This is a genomic window from Paenibacillus sp. FSL R5-0519, assembly GCF_037974275.1.
GTDB lineage: Bacteria > Bacillota > Bacilli > Paenibacillales > Paenibacillaceae > Paenibacillus.
In genome coordinates this window covers 4199776-4215823 of the sequence record NZ_CP150234.1, presented here as the reverse complement: position 1 = coordinate 4215823, position 16048 = coordinate 4199776, and the positions used below count along the sequence as shown (strand labels likewise).

At 48.0% G+C, this 16048-nt stretch carries 18 protein-coding genes; 15 read left to right on the top strand and 3 right to left on the bottom strand.

Translation table 11 applies throughout. The annotated features are described in order from the left end of the window. Positions 1–163 precede the first annotated feature (163 nt). The 5 genes from MKY73_RS18940 (at position 164) to coaD (ending at position 2777) form a co-directional block, all read left to right on the top strand. Positions 164–469 carry a hypothetical protein gene (locus MKY73_RS18940; RefSeq protein WP_339303016.1) on the top strand — a complete coding sequence of 102 codons (306 nt, stop codon included), beginning with the start codon at positions 164–166 and terminating at the stop codon, positions 467–469. Positions 470–511: 42 nt separating this feature from the next. Continuing rightward, positions 512–793, top strand: a complete 282-nt coding sequence (locus MKY73_RS18935; RefSeq protein WP_339303015.1) for a hypothetical protein — start codon at positions 512–514, stop codon at positions 791–793. Positions 794–924: 131 nt separating this feature from the next. Beyond that, entirely contained in the window at positions 925–1359 is a 435-nt protein-coding gene (locus MKY73_RS18930; RefSeq protein WP_339303014.1) for a hypothetical protein, read from the top strand. A gap of 301 nt (positions 1360–1660) precedes the next feature. Continuing rightward, complete coding sequence (rsmD, locus tag MKY73_RS18925) at positions 1661–2269, top strand: 16S rRNA (guanine(966)-N(2))-methyltransferase RsmD (RefSeq protein ID WP_253433670.1); 609 nt, start codon at positions 1661–1663, stop codon at positions 2267–2269. A gap of 1 nt (position 2270) precedes the next feature. After that, positions 2271–2777: a pantetheine-phosphate adenylyltransferase gene (coaD, locus tag MKY73_RS18920; protein ID WP_085981453.1), complete on the top strand. Its 507-nt coding sequence runs from the start codon at positions 2271–2273 to the stop codon at positions 2775–2777. On the opposite strand, the gene MKY73_RS18915 is transcribed toward coaD, so the two are convergent. Next, a complete protein-coding gene (locus tag MKY73_RS18915) occupies positions 2755–4092 on the bottom strand; it encodes a nucleoside recognition domain-containing protein (protein WP_339303013.1) in 1338 nt (445 codons plus the stop codon). The genes coaD and MKY73_RS18915 overlap by 23 nt on opposite strands. 313 nt (positions 4093–4405) lie before the next feature. Here MKY73_RS18915 and MKY73_RS18910 point away from each other — a divergent pair, with 313 nt between their 5' ends. Beyond that, positions 4406–5446, top strand: coding sequence for a SepM family pheromone-processing serine protease (locus MKY73_RS18910; protein ID WP_339260399.1), 1041 nt, complete (start codon positions 4406–4408; stop codon positions 5444–5446). Positions 5447–5736: 290 nt separating this feature from the next. Here MKY73_RS18910 and MKY73_RS18905 read toward each other — a convergent pair whose 3' ends face one another. Continuing rightward, positions 5737–6969 carry a nucleotidyltransferase gene (locus MKY73_RS18905; protein WP_339303012.1) on the bottom strand — a complete coding sequence of 411 codons (1233 nt, stop codon included), beginning with the start codon at positions 6967–6969 and terminating at the stop codon, positions 5737–5739. A gap of 171 nt (positions 6970–7140) precedes the next feature. After that, on the bottom strand, positions 7141–8376 hold the full coding sequence (gene hmpA, locus MKY73_RS18900; protein ID WP_339303011.1) for an NO-inducible flavohemoprotein: 1236 nt from the start codon (positions 8374–8376) through the stop codon (positions 7141–7143). 462 nt (positions 8377–8838) lie between these two features. Between hmpA and MKY73_RS18895 the strand changes: the two genes are divergently transcribed. The 9 genes from MKY73_RS18895 (at position 8839) to fabF (ending at position 16041) form a co-directional block, all read left to right on the top strand. Next, positions 8839–9345: a DUF177 domain-containing protein gene (locus MKY73_RS18895; protein ID WP_339303010.1), complete on the top strand. Its 507-nt coding sequence runs from the start codon at positions 8839–8841 to the stop codon at positions 9343–9345. A 65-nt stretch (positions 9346–9410) separates the two neighbouring features. Next, positions 9411–9584, top strand: coding sequence for a 50S ribosomal protein L32 (rpmF, locus tag MKY73_RS18890; RefSeq protein ID WP_017689233.1), 174 nt, complete (start codon positions 9411–9413; stop codon positions 9582–9584). A gap of 373 nt (positions 9585–9957) precedes the next feature. Next, a complete protein-coding gene (fapR, locus tag MKY73_RS18885; RefSeq protein WP_047842457.1) occupies positions 9958–10506 on the top strand; it encodes a transcription factor FapR in 549 nt (182 codons plus the stop codon). Then, the gene (plsX, locus tag MKY73_RS18880) at positions 10503–11498 is read left to right on the top strand and encodes a phosphate acyltransferase PlsX (RefSeq protein ID WP_339241517.1); all 996 of its coding nucleotides are present in this window, start codon (positions 10503–10505) and stop codon (positions 11496–11498) included. The genes fapR and plsX overlap by 4 nt, the downstream gene beginning before the upstream one ends. An 8-nt stretch (positions 11499–11506) precedes the next feature. Beyond that, a complete protein-coding gene (locus tag MKY73_RS18875) occupies positions 11507–12496 on the top strand; it encodes a beta-ketoacyl-ACP synthase III (protein WP_339241519.1) in 990 nt (329 codons plus the stop codon). Between the two features lie 24 nt (positions 12497–12520). Then, on the top strand, positions 12521–13453 hold the full coding sequence (gene fabD, locus MKY73_RS18870; RefSeq protein ID WP_339303009.1) for an ACP S-malonyltransferase: 933 nt from the start codon (positions 12521–12523) through the stop codon (positions 13451–13453). Between the two features lie 37 nt (positions 13454–13490). Continuing rightward, a complete protein-coding gene (gene fabG / locus MKY73_RS18865; protein WP_017689228.1) occupies positions 13491–14240 on the top strand; it encodes a 3-oxoacyl-[acyl-carrier-protein] reductase in 750 nt (249 codons plus the stop codon). A 152-nt stretch (positions 14241–14392) separates the two neighbouring features. Further along, positions 14393–14626, top strand: a complete 234-nt coding sequence (acpP, locus tag MKY73_RS18860; RefSeq protein WP_024630176.1) for an acyl carrier protein — start codon at positions 14393–14395, stop codon at positions 14624–14626. 176 nt (positions 14627–14802) lie between these two features. Continuing rightward, positions 14803–16041: a beta-ketoacyl-ACP synthase II gene (gene fabF / locus MKY73_RS18855; protein WP_062833763.1), complete on the top strand. Its 1239-nt coding sequence runs from the start codon at positions 14803–14805 to the stop codon at positions 16039–16041. The last annotated feature ends 7 nt before the right edge of the window (positions 16042–16048 follow it).

The window sequence follows — 16048 nt, the reverse complement described above, 5'->3', positions numbered from 1 at the left end:
CACCAGTATAGTACAGCAAAAAATGTGTTAAATAAGAACAGAGGTCTTCGTTTGTCGAAGGCCTCTGTTTTGTTATGTCAATGTGCAGCTCGAGAGGCGTATGAAACCGTTCTCGTTCCGATCTCGTAATGTACAAGACAAGAAACATAAGAGGGGGTTCAAGATGGGTAGAAAAGCAAAGACAGGTATATGGGTGACGGTGTTGGTCTTTCTGGGCATCATTGTTGGATGTTTATTATGGTATTTCAATACGGCTTCGGGTGAACGTGCACTCAAAACGATGAGGTCCAACAATTCGGGCGGTCTGGAGAGGGTCGTTAAAGTGTACAGCAATAATGGTGAATTGATTCAGACCTATGATGGCAAAATCGACGTGGAAGATACGGAATATGGCAACAAAGTGTTATTCGATCTCAATGGGAAACGTGTTGTGATCTACAATGCAACGATTGTTGTTGAAGAGAAGTAAAGCAAAATTAAGGAAATGAGATAAGGATCGGGTGAGATTTTTATGATGGATATGTACCTCGTGATTACTGTTGCAATTTTGGGAATGTTCCTGTTCTATAGCTTGATCGCTTATTTCTTGATTCGTTTCATTTCAAGAAAAGCATTTAAGCTTACGTTAACCAAATATGAAATGATGGAGATTATGACTTGGCTCGCCGTGCTGTTTATTACCTTCATGATGATTAAAAATGGTTCAATAAATCTTCTCTTGCCGGTTGTAGTACTTATCATTCCATTGATCAATTTGCGGCGGTCCAATCGGAAACATAGAGAGCTGAATTAGTATAGCTTGCTAAGTTGGGGAGATAAACAAGAAGGATAAACATTAGGAAAGATTGACGGAGTTTACACCACAAGTCAGCCTTTTTTTAGTTTCATTACGAATGTTGAAAATGAATAAGGAGGAGATTAGTGATGCTTCTGGGCCGATCAACTGACACTTCAGGTTTAACGCAAGTTGCCAATCTTTCGGATGAGTTGCAGCCTGTTTTTGATCAAGCAAAAAGCAAATATCAGATAGTTGATATTGAACTATTCTTTGTTTTCAGGTGTCTGCCTGAGGAATACCAGAGAAGGTCCACGGTCAGACATGTGAAGAAGGAGAATGTCATCTATTTTGATCTGGTGGTCAGCGAGGATCGGTATAAGACATTAAGCAAAAGCAAACAACGGTATGTGTTAAGCCATGAGTTTTATGCGTTTTTGAGTGAAAAGATCCAGAAATACAGGATTGAACATCTAAACACAAATGAATTTATCGCAGATATGGGCATGTGGCTACGGGAGATTGGATGGTTACAGACGGAAGAGGAAGCCGACATAAGTGAACTTCAAGAAAAATATAACTAACAAAATAAATGAAAACATAAACAACAAAAAGAAGCCCTCTTTCGAGAGCTTCTTTTTCATGGGAGAGGAGAAACCGGACGAAGAGCTTATGGGGAAACGTAAGTCTTCTCCGCGGTTGTCTACGACACTTGTGATGTCGATAATTATAGAATCACCCGATTGTTTCCTTTTTATACATATGCGTCAACAATTCGTCAACAATTTTCCAAGGCATATGAAGACCGGACATTTTTCAAACTGAACCCGAGTGTGGTAGGATAGCTTTATCATTAAACTTACATAGAGAAAAGGTGACTCGTCAGTGAGAGTGGTATCTGGGAGTGCGAAAGGCAGGCCGCTGAAGGCTGTTCCTGGCACAGGCACGCGACCGACCACCGACAAGGTGAAGGAAGCGCTATTTAGCATGGTTGGTCCTTATTTTGAGGGCGGTACAGCATTGGATCTGTTTGCAGGCAGTGGGGGTCTCGGTATTGAGGCACTGAGCCGCGGCATGGACAAGGCTGTTTTTGTTGATTTGGAATCAAAAAGTATTGAAGTCATCCGCATGAATCTGAAGGCGACCAAGCTGGAGGACCAGGCGGCCGTATATCGTAATGATGCAGGTCGTGCATTGAAGGCACTCGCTAAGCGAGGCACAACGTTTGATCTGGTGTTTCTCGACCCGCCATATCGTATGAAGAACGGGCACGAGTTGATGCTGACCATGCACGAACTGGAACTTCTGGAACCGGAAGCAACCATCGTGCTTGAATATGAATCCAAACATGATTACCCTGAGCAATTCGGCCCGTTTGAACAAACGCGCAAGGCTTTGTATGGGGAGACGGCAGTATCCATCTATTATTATGCGCCTGAAGCATTGGAAGATGGAGAATCCATTACACCGAAAGAGGAGGCTCCTCATGACTGAAATGATACATCGACAGGAACGGATTGCCGTATATCCTGGAAGTTTTGATCCCGTAACGATGGGGCATCTGGATATTATCGCCAGAGCGTCGAAGCAATTTGATCGCGTCATTGTGGCTGTGTTGAACAATATGAGCAAAAATCCGCTGTTTACGGTGGAGGAACGCAAAGAACTGATCACGGAAGTAACCCGCCATCTACCCAATGTGGAGGTGGACAGTTTCCGCGATCTGACAGCCAATTATGTCCGGCAAAAGGAAGCGCAGGTCATCGTTCGTGGTATACGCTCGGTAACTGATTTTGAATACGAGTTGCAGTTGGCATCGACCAACAGCAAGTTGAATCCAGATGCGGAAACGATATTTATGATGACCAATCCGAAATATTCCTATTTAAGTTCCAGCATCGTCAAAGAAATCGCTCATTATCATGGAGATGTTACAGATCTTGTATCACCTGAGGTGGAAGCAGCGCTCCGTCAGAAAATCAGCGAGAAAACCGGCGGTTAAACCAGAAGGTAAGACCCGACAGACTGATCATGACTGCAAGAAGTAACGCAAGACCCATGCATGCAGCAGGGAAGACGCTCCAAATGGTGTTGATCGAGTATGTGTTACCCGGACTAGGTATCCATAGCCAACCGAATGGTGTCGAGAGGTCCTGCACTGTATTGATCTGTGATGTGGTCCAGGCTTCTGTGCTATAACGGCTGAAAGGCATCCACAGGAACAGACTGATGAAAAAGGCGAATAATCCATGAATCAGACGAACTCCGGCAAAGTACAACATGGATTTGCTGCTTGGACCAGTGATTTTCAGGACGGCAGAGACTTGCAGATGGGAGCATAAACCACCCCATCCCAGAACGGCTGCAAGTAGAGGTATGAGCAGGGCGGGTGCAAGTGTAGTCTGACTCAAATGATAGGTGCCCAGGTGAAGCTCAAAGAAGGCTGGCCACAGCGCAGCAGAGGACCCGGGAGTCAGATAAAGGGAGACCAATCGGATAAACACGGCAAAACCGATCATGTATCCTCCAGTCATCATCAAGGTCTGCACAGCTTGGGATACGGTGTCACCGAGCAGTTTGCCAAACCCTCTTCCATCACGACTATGGGCTTCCCTCGCTGCAATCATCAGTTCAGACCATATACGGCGTCGTTTGTATGTAGAGTGGTGGGGTGCAGATGAGCGACTTATGGAATTTGCAGGACTTGCAGGCTGAGAATCCAGAGAGCTGTTATCTGCTTGCGCAGCTGTCAAGCCAGCCCGGTTTGTCTGGTTACCCGGTGCAGGCAGGAGACGCGTGGCCAGAATGGTGGCGATCCAGCCGCTAACCCAGTGGACCACGAGTAGAAAATATCCGGCCGCCGGCTGGTGGAGAAAAGCAGCACCAACGACCAGTATGATCATCATTGGATTGGCAAAATGAGATGCCGCCGCAAGGACAACCGCCTGCTTGGCGGTAATTTGTCTATCCTGAAATAAACGGGATACTGCATCTGCTCCTGCGGGAAATCCGCCGCACATGCCAACGGCAATCGCCAGACCTGCATTGCCTGGAAGTCTGAACCATCGTTGCATTAACGGTCCGAGCAAGGCGCCGATTGCATGGGTGAAGCCAAACGCAGTGAGCATTTGGGATAACATGAGGAACGGCAGCATGGCAGGGAAGATAATTTTCCACCATATATCCAGACCTTGAATAGAGGCATCAAACGCTTCTTTGGGGGAAGAAACTACTGCAATGACCAACATTAAAGCGCCGGTACTTAGTATTATCGTTCGTAACGGGCCAGAATCTCTAACCTCGCTCTGTAATGTCATCGTTTCACCTCATATCAGATAACGCCAATTCGGCATTTGAATCGTTATGGACGGCCGAATGACGCCCAAAGGGCGGTTCGGCCTTGACCGGACAGGCTATTGTATACAGCGGCCTATCCGGCCTGTACCATTGTATGCACAGGGACCAGAGTGTTAGACTTGAAAAAAATGATGAAACAAGATGAGCTGAATATCTGCATTACACAGAGCGAGTATCTACCGGAGAATGGCAGTATTCACAAGGTGGAATTACGATCGCTGATTAGTGTAAAGTTTAGCTTATATAGAGATACAAAGAACGGAGGCTCATGCGATGAATCGGATTCGGAAATCTGGCGGATTCAGAGCTTCGATCTTTGTGATCGTGGTGGCTCTGGTCGTCTATGTTGCCGTGTACATGCCAACGCCGTATATCATATATATGCCTGGCAGTGCAGATGAAGTAAAACCAATGGTAACGGTTAAAGGTGGGGACCAGGAAGAACGCGGTGTGTTCATGATGACGACCGTGTCGGCAACATATGCCAATGTGTTTTTGCTAGGAACCTCTCTGTTCAATCAAAATGCTCAAGTGGATAAAAAGGAGGACCGACTCCGCGGTAAAAGCGAAGCGGAGTACTCTGCCGAACAGGTGTGGTTCATGAGTGACTCACAATCCTCTGCAATGGAGGCTGCATATGAACAGGCAGGTGTGGCTTACTCTATTGTGCCTGAACATATCTTTGTATTTGGACTGTCCGAAGATCCAAAACCCGATGGAGACATTGCTCCGGGCGATATTATTCTGGGAGTGAACGGAACAGCTACGCCGGATAATACGGTGCTTTCGGCCCAGTTAAAAGATAAAAAGGTTGGAGATACCGTCGAAATGCAACTGGAACGTGGCGGAGAGACCATTAGCCGGGATGTGAAACTGATTCAGGTAAAAGACAATAAAACGGGAGAGACCCGCCCGGGACTCGGCGTAATGATTGGTGCGGTTCAGAAGGTGAAACCTGAAGATCCGGACAAACAGATTTCCTTTACAGATACTCAGGTTGGTGGTCCGTCTGCCGGCTTGATGTTTACGTTGGAGATCTATAACCAGCTAACACCTGGAGATCTGACCAAAGGGCATCGAATTGCCGGTACAGGTACCATTACCAAGGACGGTGTGGTGGGTGCCATTGGTGGTGTAGTGCACAAGATTGTAGCTGCTGACCGGAAAGAAGCGGAGATCTTCTTTGTGCCGAAGGATAACTATAAGGAAGCAGCAGCCAAGGCTGAACAGATCGGCACCAAAATGAAACTTGTGCCTGTGAGCACGGTGGATGATGCGCTGGCGTATCTGAAAACCTTATCCGTGAAATCCTAGGATTATGATCGGGCGTGAAGAGATGGAGCCCAGTTGAAACGAATGGATAAAGTTCGGACGAAATCGGACTGAATGGATTACAGGGAATGAAGTGTGATCGAGAGATCTGAGAAGGTCAACAGATTCAAAGGATTACAATGAGAGAATCCCCTTGTTGCGATGAGCCTGAGCGGCGCGCAGCAAGGGGATTTTTAAGTTGTATAGTTTAGTTTTCAGTAGTCGTTATGAATGATCTGTTGATGATGGAATAAAAACTCCATAGTAGATGAAGTCTTATAATCAAAAGTGGATTACAGTCTCACAGGAGACTCATAGTAGTCACTAAACATCCTGCGTGTGTCCTTATGCTCGCAAGCGAGCCCATAAGCAACCTGGGCTTGGATATCCAGTTCAAGTTGATTGTGCGTGAACGTCGAAGGTTTCAGCACTACAGGCAGCAAAGCAGTCTTCTTCATTTGTTTAAGCAGGCTCTGCCCTTGAGTATTGAATCCGAGGACTCGTAGATATCCGGGTCCGGCAGCCAATTGCTCTGGTGAACACTCGGCTTTGGTGTGATTCAGGAGCAGGTGGGCGAGCATACGCTGGAGCTTTGTGCGTGTGTATCGTTTGGTCTTCAGTGCATTCAGGAGTGCTTCGACTGAAGGCTCCGGTAGCTGAGCAAGTGTGCGAATCAGCCGATGCTCCAAGCCTTCCGTGACTTCGGCGATGCGTTCCAGCTCGGAGGCACGGCGTGTGGCCGCGAGGTGAAACAGCGGCTGTGCAAAGCGCTCCCAGTGTATGGGAGCGCGGCCTTCCTGCCATTCGCGATGCAGAATGGCAAGAGTGGCCGCCGGCACGTAAGGCGCGGCGGCGCTGGGCCCGTCCGCCATCAGCAGGCGGCGGACGGCTGTTGCACTGGCGATCGCCCCCGGGCCGGGCGTCGCCTCATGATACGCGGCACCGGTACGCGCCGCCGTAAAGGGCTTGATCGCGCTGCCAAGTCGTTGCAGCGCGATCAGGTAGTGCAGCCCAAGCGAATTGTTGGGCTGCTCCAGCAGTGCAGCGGCGTCGCGAACATCGACGCCGCCGGGCGCCAGTGCCGCCGCCACGCCTGCGTACGCGGCGGGGTAGCTGGCGCCTTCCCGCAGGCGGCGCGCGATGTCCTCGCGCATCCCTGCGGGCTCCACAGCCAGCACGCGCGCAATGCGCTGCAGGCTGTCCAGGTCGCCGGACTCGCTGCCAAAGCAGAGCGAGTCCACAACGCCGGTGCGGTCCAGCAAGGACACCGCACCGAAGGCAAACCATTCCGCCGGCTGTACAGCATACGCCACCGGCAGTTCAATTACCAGATCGGCGCCTGCATGCAGCGCCATCTCGGTGCGCGCCCTTTTACCCACGATGGCGGGTTCGCCGCGTTGGAGGAAAGGGCCGCTCATGACCGCAACAACGGCGTCTGCGCCGCTTAGCCGCCGAGCTTCCTGCAAATGATAGACATGCCCATTGTGCAAGGGATTATATTCAACAATGACGCCTACGGCTCTCATGATTAAACGTACTCCTTTCGATTGGATAACCGAGTATGTATAACATCCATTCCATCATAGGGGATGTCATGTATTAGATCAAATCATGCACCCATTCAGACAAGAAAAAGCACAAATCCGACATCAATGGATGTCAGACTGTGCCAATCAATCTCCACAATCTCAGAACAGTTAGACACTTTCCGGCGCGGGAATGAGACTTGCTTTCGGCCCAAAAAATTCATAATGAATGTGGTCGGCTGGAACATCAAGCGCCTGCAGCTCCGTATACACTGAACGCATGAACGAAACGGGTCCGCACAGATAATAGGTGGCATCCAGTTCATCAATCACTTGGCGAAGCCAGATTGCATCCATATAACCTTCCTTATGAAAAAACTCATTTTCACGATCAGAAGTAGCAGGTTGAGTGTAACAATAATAGGCTTTAACGCTTTGATAACGTTCGGCCAGATTGTTCACATGATCACGGAACGCGTGAGATTGACCATCCGGATTTGCATGCAAAAATGTAATTTTGCGGTTTTTGTCCAAGTTAACCAGTGTATTTAACATGCTGATCATGGGGGTTAGACCAACGCCACCGCTCAAGAGAACAATATGGCGTTTATCGTCTCTATCCAGCGTAAAGTCACCAGCAGGAGCGGATAGCTCCACCAGACTACCCTCTTCAATGTGATCGTGGAGATACGTGGATATGACTCCATCAGGACGTTCTAATCCACCCAGCTCGCGTTTAACGGAAATGCGGTAGTAGGGTTTACCCGGTATATCTGAAAGGCTATACTGACGAATCTGTGTAAATGACTGTGCCTCCGGTTTGATTTTGATGCTGATGTATTGTCCTGGTTCATAGCTGGCAATTGGTTTACCATCATCTGGGACGAGGTAAAAGGATGTGATGACTTCACTTTCCTGCACTTTCTTGGCAACCTTGAAGGTGCGAAATCCTTCCCAGCCACCTGTTTGGTTCTCTGCTTCCGCATACATGTCCTGTTCGATCCCGATAAAGGCATCTGCAATGACATTGTAGGCTTCGCCCCACGCCGTAATGATCTCATCCGTTGCCGCGCCTCCAAGCACATCTTTGATCGCTTGTAACAGATAGGTGCCCACAATCGCATATTGCTCGGGAACGATACCCAGACTGCGATGTTTATGGGCAACTTGCCGGACGGCAGGCAGGATGGAGGACAGATTATCGATATGCAGGGCGGCGGTGTATACCATATTGGCGAGGGCGGCTTGCTGTCGTCCCTGTTTCTGATTTGCGTGATTGAAAAGATTCAGTAGTTCCGGATGAGCTGCGAACATCGTTTCGTAAAAATGGCGTGTGATCGCTTCACCGTGAACTTCAAGTACGGGTACTGTAGATTTAATGACTCTAATAGTGTGTTCACTTAACATACATTTTCCCTCCCGATATAATATGAGATAGTTGAATAATAAATTGTTATGGAGCTGATTGTGCTTCGGTTTATAGCAAGTATAGGTACGTGCCGAGAGGGTCTGTGTGACATAGATCACACTAAACGTTAACGAAATGTGACCGCGGTTTGCAAGAAACTACAACTAAAATGACGACTTGTAGTTTATCTTGAAGTGAGTCTATAATAGACCAGATGGAGTAAACGGTTCTGAGCCATTCGTTTTAAAATAGGGTGTAAAGTTAAAAGTGTTGACAAACGTCTTGAAAAATCGGTATAATGATTTTTGTTTGTTAAGTCAATTTCATAATACTTTTAACGATGAATCGTCAGAATACATACAGTCAGGATTTATTGCTTTACAAGAGCAGGCTTGACCTGTATAACTGTCGTGATACGTTTGACATGAATTATGAAATTGGTTTCGTTTGGAGTGATGGAAATGTTAATGCCATTTCGCAAAGTGGCTACCAGTGATGGCCCCCTGGAGTTTAACGAACAGTGGGATATCAAGGAACTGGTTTCTAACCGACAAGATATCACAGCCGTTACCCCCCTGACTGCGGATTTATCTGCAGAATTCAGAGAAGGTGACGTTGTGGATGTTCATGGCAAGCTGACCGTAGGAGTGGACATGTTGTGCTCCCGTTGTCTTAAGCCGATCAATGAACATTTTCATATTGATTTTCATGAGCAATTCAAGCAGGGAAAACAGCCAGAGGAATTACATGAAGACGACGATACGCTCTATGTGGATGGGGATAGCGTTGATCTGAAAGGTTATGCCGAGGAAGCTTTTCTGCTGGATCTTCCGTTTATACCGCTATGCAGCGATACATGCAAAGGGTTATGCCCCAAGTGTGGCCATGAGCTGAACGAAGGTGACTGCGGTTGTGATAACCAGGTTATCGATCCGCGGCTTGCAGGGCTCAAGGATTTTTTTAAATGAGCATGATTGAAAATCGAACGTAACAACTACCTGCAAAGGTTGATTTTGATAAGGAGGTGGGAATAATGGCAGTACCTCAACGGAGAACGTCCAAGACGCGTCGCGACAAACGTCGCACTCACTTTAAATTGGCTGTACCGGGCATGGTGAAATGTGAACAATGTGGCGAACTTAAACTTAGTCACCACGTGTGCAAAGTGTGCGGAACGTACAAAGCAAGAGAGATCATCTCTCAATAATAGTTGGACATTAAGTAGCACTTCATTTCGATGAGGTGCTACTTTTTTTCGATTAGATAGTGTAGGTAGAGGGAGTTAACAAGCATGAAATCTTTGCTCCACAAGGGTGAATTGTTTTTGTTCAGCCAGCCTTTCTTTTTGACACGGGATGAGATATACTATAGTTTAGTACCAGGTTCTAAGATTTGACGTTACATATATGATGAACCATAATCCGTTTGAGAACGACCCTGGTGACCAGGGATGCATCTATAGAAGCAACACGAAAGAATGGTTGAACTGGCCGGATGGGACGGTTCCGTAAACGATACAGCGGGGGGTGTCAGGCATCGAACGTGTACCGAAGAGACAGAGGCAACAGCAGTTAACCAAAATGATAGAAGAGAACCCGTTTGTGACGGATCAGGAACTTACGCGCCAATTGAAGGTGAGTATTCAGACGATTCGTCTTGACAGACTGGAACTTGGAATACCCGAACTTCGGGAGCGGATGAAACTGATGGCAGAGCTCTCGTATGATCAGGTGCGCTCGCTGCCCCTGCATGAGATTATCGGTGATATTGTGGATCTGCAGCTGGACAAAAGCGGGATTTCCCTGTTTGAGATTAAGGAAGAGCATGTGTTTTCCAGAACAGGGATTGCACGTGGGCACTACGTCTTTGCACAGGCCAACTCCTTGGCTGTAGCCATTATTAATGACGAGATCGCATTGACTGCATCAGCAGACATTCGCTTTGTCCGTTCGGTTCATTTGGGAGAGAAATGTATTGCAAAGGCTTATGTGAGATCGATTCCGGGTCAAAAGGGCAAAGCCAAAGTGGAAGTATTCACTTATGTAGGTGAAGAAATGGTGTTTCAAGGCAACTTTGTAATCTACCATTCAGGTGGAGAAGACAGCGGAGAAGGAGGTCATTTGGAATGAAAATCGTCATTGATGCCATGGGAGGCGACAATGCACCTGCATCAACGGTAGAAGGTGCGATCGCCGCAGCCACGGAATGGGCGGATACACAGATCGTCCTGATCGGCGATGAAGCCAAGCTGGAGCCTCTTTTGAGTCAGTCAGGTGTGAGACCTGCCAATCTTACGGTCCGGCATGCTTCCGAAGTTATTGGTTCGGATGATGAACCCGTAAAAGCAGTACGTCGCAAGAAGGATGCCTCCATGGTGGTTGCAGGCCGTATGCTGAAAGAGGGCGAAGCGGACGCGATGATCTCGGCAGGCAATACCGGAGCGCTGATGACAGCAGGTTTGCTTGTTGTAGGTCGAATGGAAGGCATTGAACGTCCGGCGCTTGCGCCCATGATTCCAACGATTGATGATGTAGGTGTACTTGCGCTGGATCTCGGAGCGAATATGGATGCTAAACCGGAGCATCTTGCGCAATATGGCCTGATGGGCAGCTTGTATCGGCAAAAAGTACAGGGCATAGCGTCCCCACGAGTGGGTTTGCTCAATGTAGGAACAGAGCCAGGCAAGGGAAATGAGTTAACCAAACATGCATATCCTTTACTGGAACAACTCCCCATTCGTTTTGTCGGTAATGTTGAGGCGCGTGATGTGCTGACTGGTGCTTGTGATGTGCTTGTATGCGACGGTTTTGCAGGAAATATACTGCTGAAGTCGCTGGAAGGCACAGCAGGTGCCATTTTCGCCTTGCTTAAGGAGCAATTCTCATCTTCTCTTAAAAGTAAACTAGCTGCAGCTGTATTGATGCCTGAGTTGCGTGGGCTGAAACGAAAGCTGGATTATACGGAGCATGGCGGAGCGCCGCTCCTCGGTTTGAGCAGACTGGTTGTAAAAAGTCATGGATCTGCTGATGGCAATGCCATCAAAAATGCTGTGCGCCAAGCTCGGATTGCAGTGCAGAATCAGCTGGTAGAGAGCATATCTAAGGAAATTAGCGGGAAGTGAGTGACGACATGAATAATTTGCGCCCAGTAGGGGTTATTGGTACAGGGAAATATGTGCCTGAGAAAATTTTGACGAATAGCGATCTGGAGAAAATGGTCGATACCAATGACGAATGGATCGTCAGTCGTACAGGAATAAAAGAGCGTCACATTGCTGCACCCGAGCAGGCAACTTCTGATCTGGCATATGAAGCAGCTCTTAAAGCACTTGAATCTGCTGGCATGACAGGCAGTGATCTGGATCTGATTATTGTTGCAACCATTACCCCGGATTCTTCGTTCCCATCAACAGCCTGCATCTTGCAGGACAAATTGGGTGCAAAAGGTGCGGCGGCATTTGATCTGTCGGCAGCTTGTTCCGGATTTGTATATGGGTTGGCAAGTGCTACCAGCTTCATCCAAAGCGGCATGTACAACAACGCACTTGTTATTGGAGCTGACTGTTTGTCTCGTATTACGGATTATACAGACCGTAACACATGTGTCCTCTTTGGGGACGGGGCAGGCGCGGTAGTCGTTGGTGAAGTTCCAGAAGGTCGCGGATTCAAAGCATTTGATCTCGGTGCCGAAGGTGCTGGCGGTAGTCTTCTTCAGATGGAAGGCGGCGGTTCCCGTCTGCCTGCTTCCGCAGAGACCGTTGAAAATAAAAAGCATTATATCTACATGAATGGTCGTGAAGTGTTCAAGTTTGCAGTCCGTGTCATGGGTACGGCTACCATTGAGGTATTACGCAAGGCTGGTATGGAGCGTACGGATGTGGATCTGTTTGTTCCGCACCAAGCGAATATTCGGATTATCCAATCTGCGATGCAACGACTGGAACTTCCTGAAGAAAAGGTTGTAGTCAACGTGGATAAGTATGCCAATACATCGGCTGCTTCCATTCCGCTTGCTTTGGTAGAAGCCGCAGAGGAAGGTCGCATGAAAGCCGGAGATACCGTTCTGATGGTTGGATTCGGTGGCGGTTTGACATGGGGAGCATCGGTACTCGTTTGGTAAATAGACATCTGGGAGATGAATGAGATGGGTAAAATAGCATTTGTATTTCCCGGACAGGGATCACAGGCTGTAGGCATGGCTAAGGACGCGTATGAGTCCGTGCCTGCGGCAACTGAAATTTTTCGCACAGCAGATGAAACATTGGGTTTCTCGCTGAGCAACCTTGTATTTGAAGGACCAGAGACTGAGTTGAAACAGACATCAAATACACAACCGGCTCTGTTGACAGCAAGTATTGCCTTGCTTGAAGCTTTCAAAGAAAAAGGAATTCAGCCAGACTATATGGCTGGACACAGTCTGGGAGAATACAGTGCACTGGTGGCAGCGGGCGTTCTTTCGTTTGCTGACGCTGTGAGCACTGTGCGGGCGCGAGGTCAGTATATGGAACAGGCAGTACCGGGTGGACAAGGAGCGATGGCTGCTGTGCTTGGTGCGGATCGGGAAGCGCTGGGGGTGCTTTGCCGTGACGTATCTGAAACTGGTCATGCGGTTGAACTTGCCAACATGAATTGTCCGGGACAAATCGTCATCTCTGGTGTGAAGGAAGGCGTAGCTGCTGTCGCGGAACGAGTGAAAGAAGCAGGCGGTAAACGCGCCATTGCTTTGGAAGTAAGCGGACCGTTCCACTCTTCACTGATGAAGGGTGCGGCTGAGAAGCTGGAAGAGAAACTGAAAACCGTTACGTTCTCACCGGCAGCGGTCCCTGTAGTCGCTAATGTGACTGCAAGACCTGCAGAGGATGGGCAGGTTCGGGATTTGTTGACAGCTCAGGTCTATTCTCCTGTATTATGGGAAGACAGTGTGACATGGCTGATTGAGCAAGGCGTGGATACGTTCATCGAGATTGGATCTGGCAGTGTATTGACCGGTTTGATTAAAAAAACAGATAAAACCGTAAAACTGTACAATGTGAACAGTCTTGAAACGCTCGAAGCAACGGCAAGTGCGTTGAAGTGATTAGCAGGGATTAGATTTGGGGAAAGGAGGAATGATTATGTCTAAACCATTAGAAGGTAAAAATGCACTCGTTACCGGGGCATCCCGGGGCATTGGACGCAGTATTGCATTGGCACTGGCTGAAGCTGGAGCGAACGTAGCCGTGAATTATGCGGGTAGCCAAGCGGCAGCTGAGGAAGTGGCGGAAGCGATTCGTGCCAAAGGAGTCAAGGCGATTACACTTCAAGCCAATGTGGGCCTGATGGATGAAGCTGAACAAATGGTCAAAGCTACACTTGAAGCTTGGGGCAATGTTGATATTCTGGTGAACAATGCCGGTATTACCCGTGATAATCTGATCATGCGTATGAAAGAGGAAGAATTCGATCAGGTTATTGAAACCAATCTCAAAGGTGTGTTTAACTGCCTTAAGGCGGTTACACGTCCAATGATGAAACAACGGTCGGGAAGAATTATCAATATCTCCTCGGTTGTAGGTGTGCTCGGTAATGCTGGACAAGCGAACTATGTTGCTGCGAAGGCAGGAGTTATTGGCCTGACAAAGGCATCTGCTCGTGAACTGGCTTCACGTGGAATCACAGTCAACTGTGTTGCACCAGGTTTCATTGAGACGGATATGACAAAAGAGTTGTCCCAAGAGCTGGTGGACGGTATGCTAAGTGGTATTCCGTTGTCCCGTTTGGGTCAGCCGGATGAAATTGCCGGTGTAGTCACTTTCCTGGCTTCACAGGCTTCATCTTATATGACAGGGCAGACGCTGCATGTCGATGGTGGCATGTACATGTAATTCTTCCCGGACTTGAACAATAGTCGGGGAACAGGCGCTGGACGATCCGAAATGCCGGAAAAAGGCCGGGTTCCCCGGCCGGGAGCCGCATATGTCTTCTATGGCATTTTGCCTGCGATTCTCGTATAATACCAAAGAAGGAGGTGAACCGGATGTCTGATGTATTGGAGCGTGTAAAACGCATCGTCGTCGACCGCTTGGGCGCAGACGAAGCTGAAGTTACACTTGAAGCATCTTTCAAAGAAGATTTGGGTGCTGATTCTTTGGATGTAGTGGAATTGGTCATGGAATTGGAAGATGAATTTGATTTGGAAATCTCTGATGAAGATGCAGAAAAAATCACGACCGTAGGTGAAGTTGTAAACTACATACAATCTCATACCTAAAGTCATTTTAGTCCCGCACATGTTTTCGAACAGGCGGGACTTCTCATCATTCATTGGTTTTTCTCATTCCGCAAGCAACTCTACTCAAGCAGGCTTATCTTCGTTGAATAGATGTCTGTTTGCGGATATTCCCACAAAATACTTGCGTAATGCAGTCGATATAGAGGTGACTCGGTTTGAAACAAAGAGTAGTAATTACCGGAATGGGCGTAATGACATCGCTCGGAAAAGATTTGGAAACGTTCTGGGGCAGTTTAATGGCAGGAAAGTCCGGAATCTCTCAGATTGAGGCGTTTGATGTTAGTGAATACACGACACAGATTGCAGCTGAGATCAAGGATTTCAACCCGGAAGAATATATGGATCGCAAGGATGCTCGCAAAATGGACCGTTTTGTACAGTTCGCTGTAGCAGCCGGCTTCAAAGCCGTTGAAGACAGTGGTCTGAAAATTAACGAGAATATTGATGCAGAGCGTTTCGGTGTATCCATCGGATCAGGTATTGGTGGATTGGGTACGTGGGAGGACCAACATAATGCATTGTTGCAAAAAGGTCCAAAACGGGTAAGCCCATTCTTTATTCCCATGATGATCTCCAACATGGCTTCAGGCCAAATGTCCATCTCTCTTGGTGCCAAAGGTCCCAACATTAACGTGGTTACCGCTTGTGCAACAGGTACACACTCCATCGGAGATTCCTTCAAGTTGATTGCCAATGGTGATGCAGATGCCATGATCTGTGGTGGTGCGGAAGCAACAATCAGACCAACGGGTCTTGCAGGGTTCTGTGCTATGCGCGCAATGTCTACACGTAATGATGATCCTGCGAAGTCAAGCCGTCCTTTTGATACAGAACGTGATGGTTTTGTTATGGGCGAAGGCGCTGGTGTTCTGATTCTGGAATCCCTGGAGCATGCTCAAAAACGTGGTGCACGCATCTATGGTGAAGTGATCGGTTACGGTCTGACAGGCGATGCACATCACATGACAGAACCAGATCCGGATGGAGCAGCACGTTGCATGAAGATGGCACTTCGCAATGCGGGTATTGAGCCTGAAGAAGTGGATTACATTAATGCACACGGAACCTCAACTCCTGTAGGTGACAGATCTGAAACGCTTGCGATCAAAAAGGCGTTTGGTGATCATGCGTACAAGCTCGCAGTGAGTTCCACGAAATCCATGACGGGCCACATGCTTGGTGCTGCTGGTGGTGTAGAAGCGGTTATCTGCGGATTGTCACTGACACATCAGACATTGGCACCAACGATCAACCTGGAAAATCAGGACCCGGAATGTGATCTGGATTATGTTCCAAATGTTCCACGTCAAACTAAAGTCAATATTGCCATGTCCAATTCATTTGGATTCGGCGGTCACAATGCCACCATTATTCTCAAAAAATTTGAAGCATAAGGGGCTA

Excerpts from the sequence above, each read along its gene's own strand:
- MKY73_RS18940 (WP_339303016.1), top strand. The coding sequence starts at position 164 with ATGGGTAGAAAAGCAAAGACAGGTATATGGGTGACGGTGTTGGTCTTT.
- MKY73_RS18935 (WP_339303015.1), top strand. The coding sequence starts at position 512 with ATGATGGATATGTACCTCGTGATTACTGTTGCAATTTTGGGAATGTTC.
- MKY73_RS18930 (WP_339303014.1), top strand. The coding sequence starts at position 925 with ATGCTTCTGGGCCGATCAACTGACACTTCAGGTTTAACGCAAGTTGCC.
- coaD (WP_085981453.1), top strand. The coding sequence starts at position 2,271 with ATGATACATCGACAGGAACGGATTGCCGTATATCCTGGAAGTTTTGAT.
- MKY73_RS18915 (WP_339303013.1), bottom strand. The coding sequence starts at position 4,092 with ATGACATTACAGAGCGAGGTTAGAGATTCTGGCCCGTTACGAACGATA.
- MKY73_RS18910 (WP_339260399.1), top strand. The coding sequence starts at position 4,406 with ATGAATCGGATTCGGAAATCTGGCGGATTCAGAGCTTCGATCTTTGTG.
- MKY73_RS18905 (WP_339303012.1), bottom strand. The coding sequence starts at position 6,969 with ATGAGAGCCGTAGGCGTCATTGTTGAATATAATCCCTTGCACAATGGG.
- hmpA (WP_339303011.1), bottom strand. The coding sequence starts at position 8,376 with ATGTTAAGTGAACACACTATTAGAGTCATTAAATCTACAGTACCCGTA.
- MKY73_RS18895 (WP_339303010.1), top strand. The coding sequence starts at position 8,839 with ATGTTAATGCCATTTCGCAAAGTGGCTACCAGTGATGGCCCCCTGGAG.
- rpmF (WP_017689233.1), top strand. The coding sequence starts at position 9,411 with ATGGCAGTACCTCAACGGAGAACGTCCAAGACGCGTCGCGACAAACGT.
- fapR (WP_047842457.1), top strand. The coding sequence starts at position 9,958 with ATGATAGAAGAGAACCCGTTTGTGACGGATCAGGAACTTACGCGCCAA.
- plsX (WP_339241517.1), top strand. The coding sequence starts at position 10,503 with ATGAAAATCGTCATTGATGCCATGGGAGGCGACAATGCACCTGCATCA.
- MKY73_RS18875 (WP_339241519.1), top strand. The coding sequence starts at position 11,507 with ATGAATAATTTGCGCCCAGTAGGGGTTATTGGTACAGGGAAATATGTG.
- fabD (WP_339303009.1), top strand. The coding sequence starts at position 12,521 with ATGGGTAAAATAGCATTTGTATTTCCCGGACAGGGATCACAGGCTGTA.
- fabG (WP_017689228.1), top strand. The coding sequence starts at position 13,491 with ATGTCTAAACCATTAGAAGGTAAAAATGCACTCGTTACCGGGGCATCC.
- acpP (WP_024630176.1), top strand. The coding sequence starts at position 14,393 with ATGTCTGATGTATTGGAGCGTGTAAAACGCATCGTCGTCGACCGCTTG.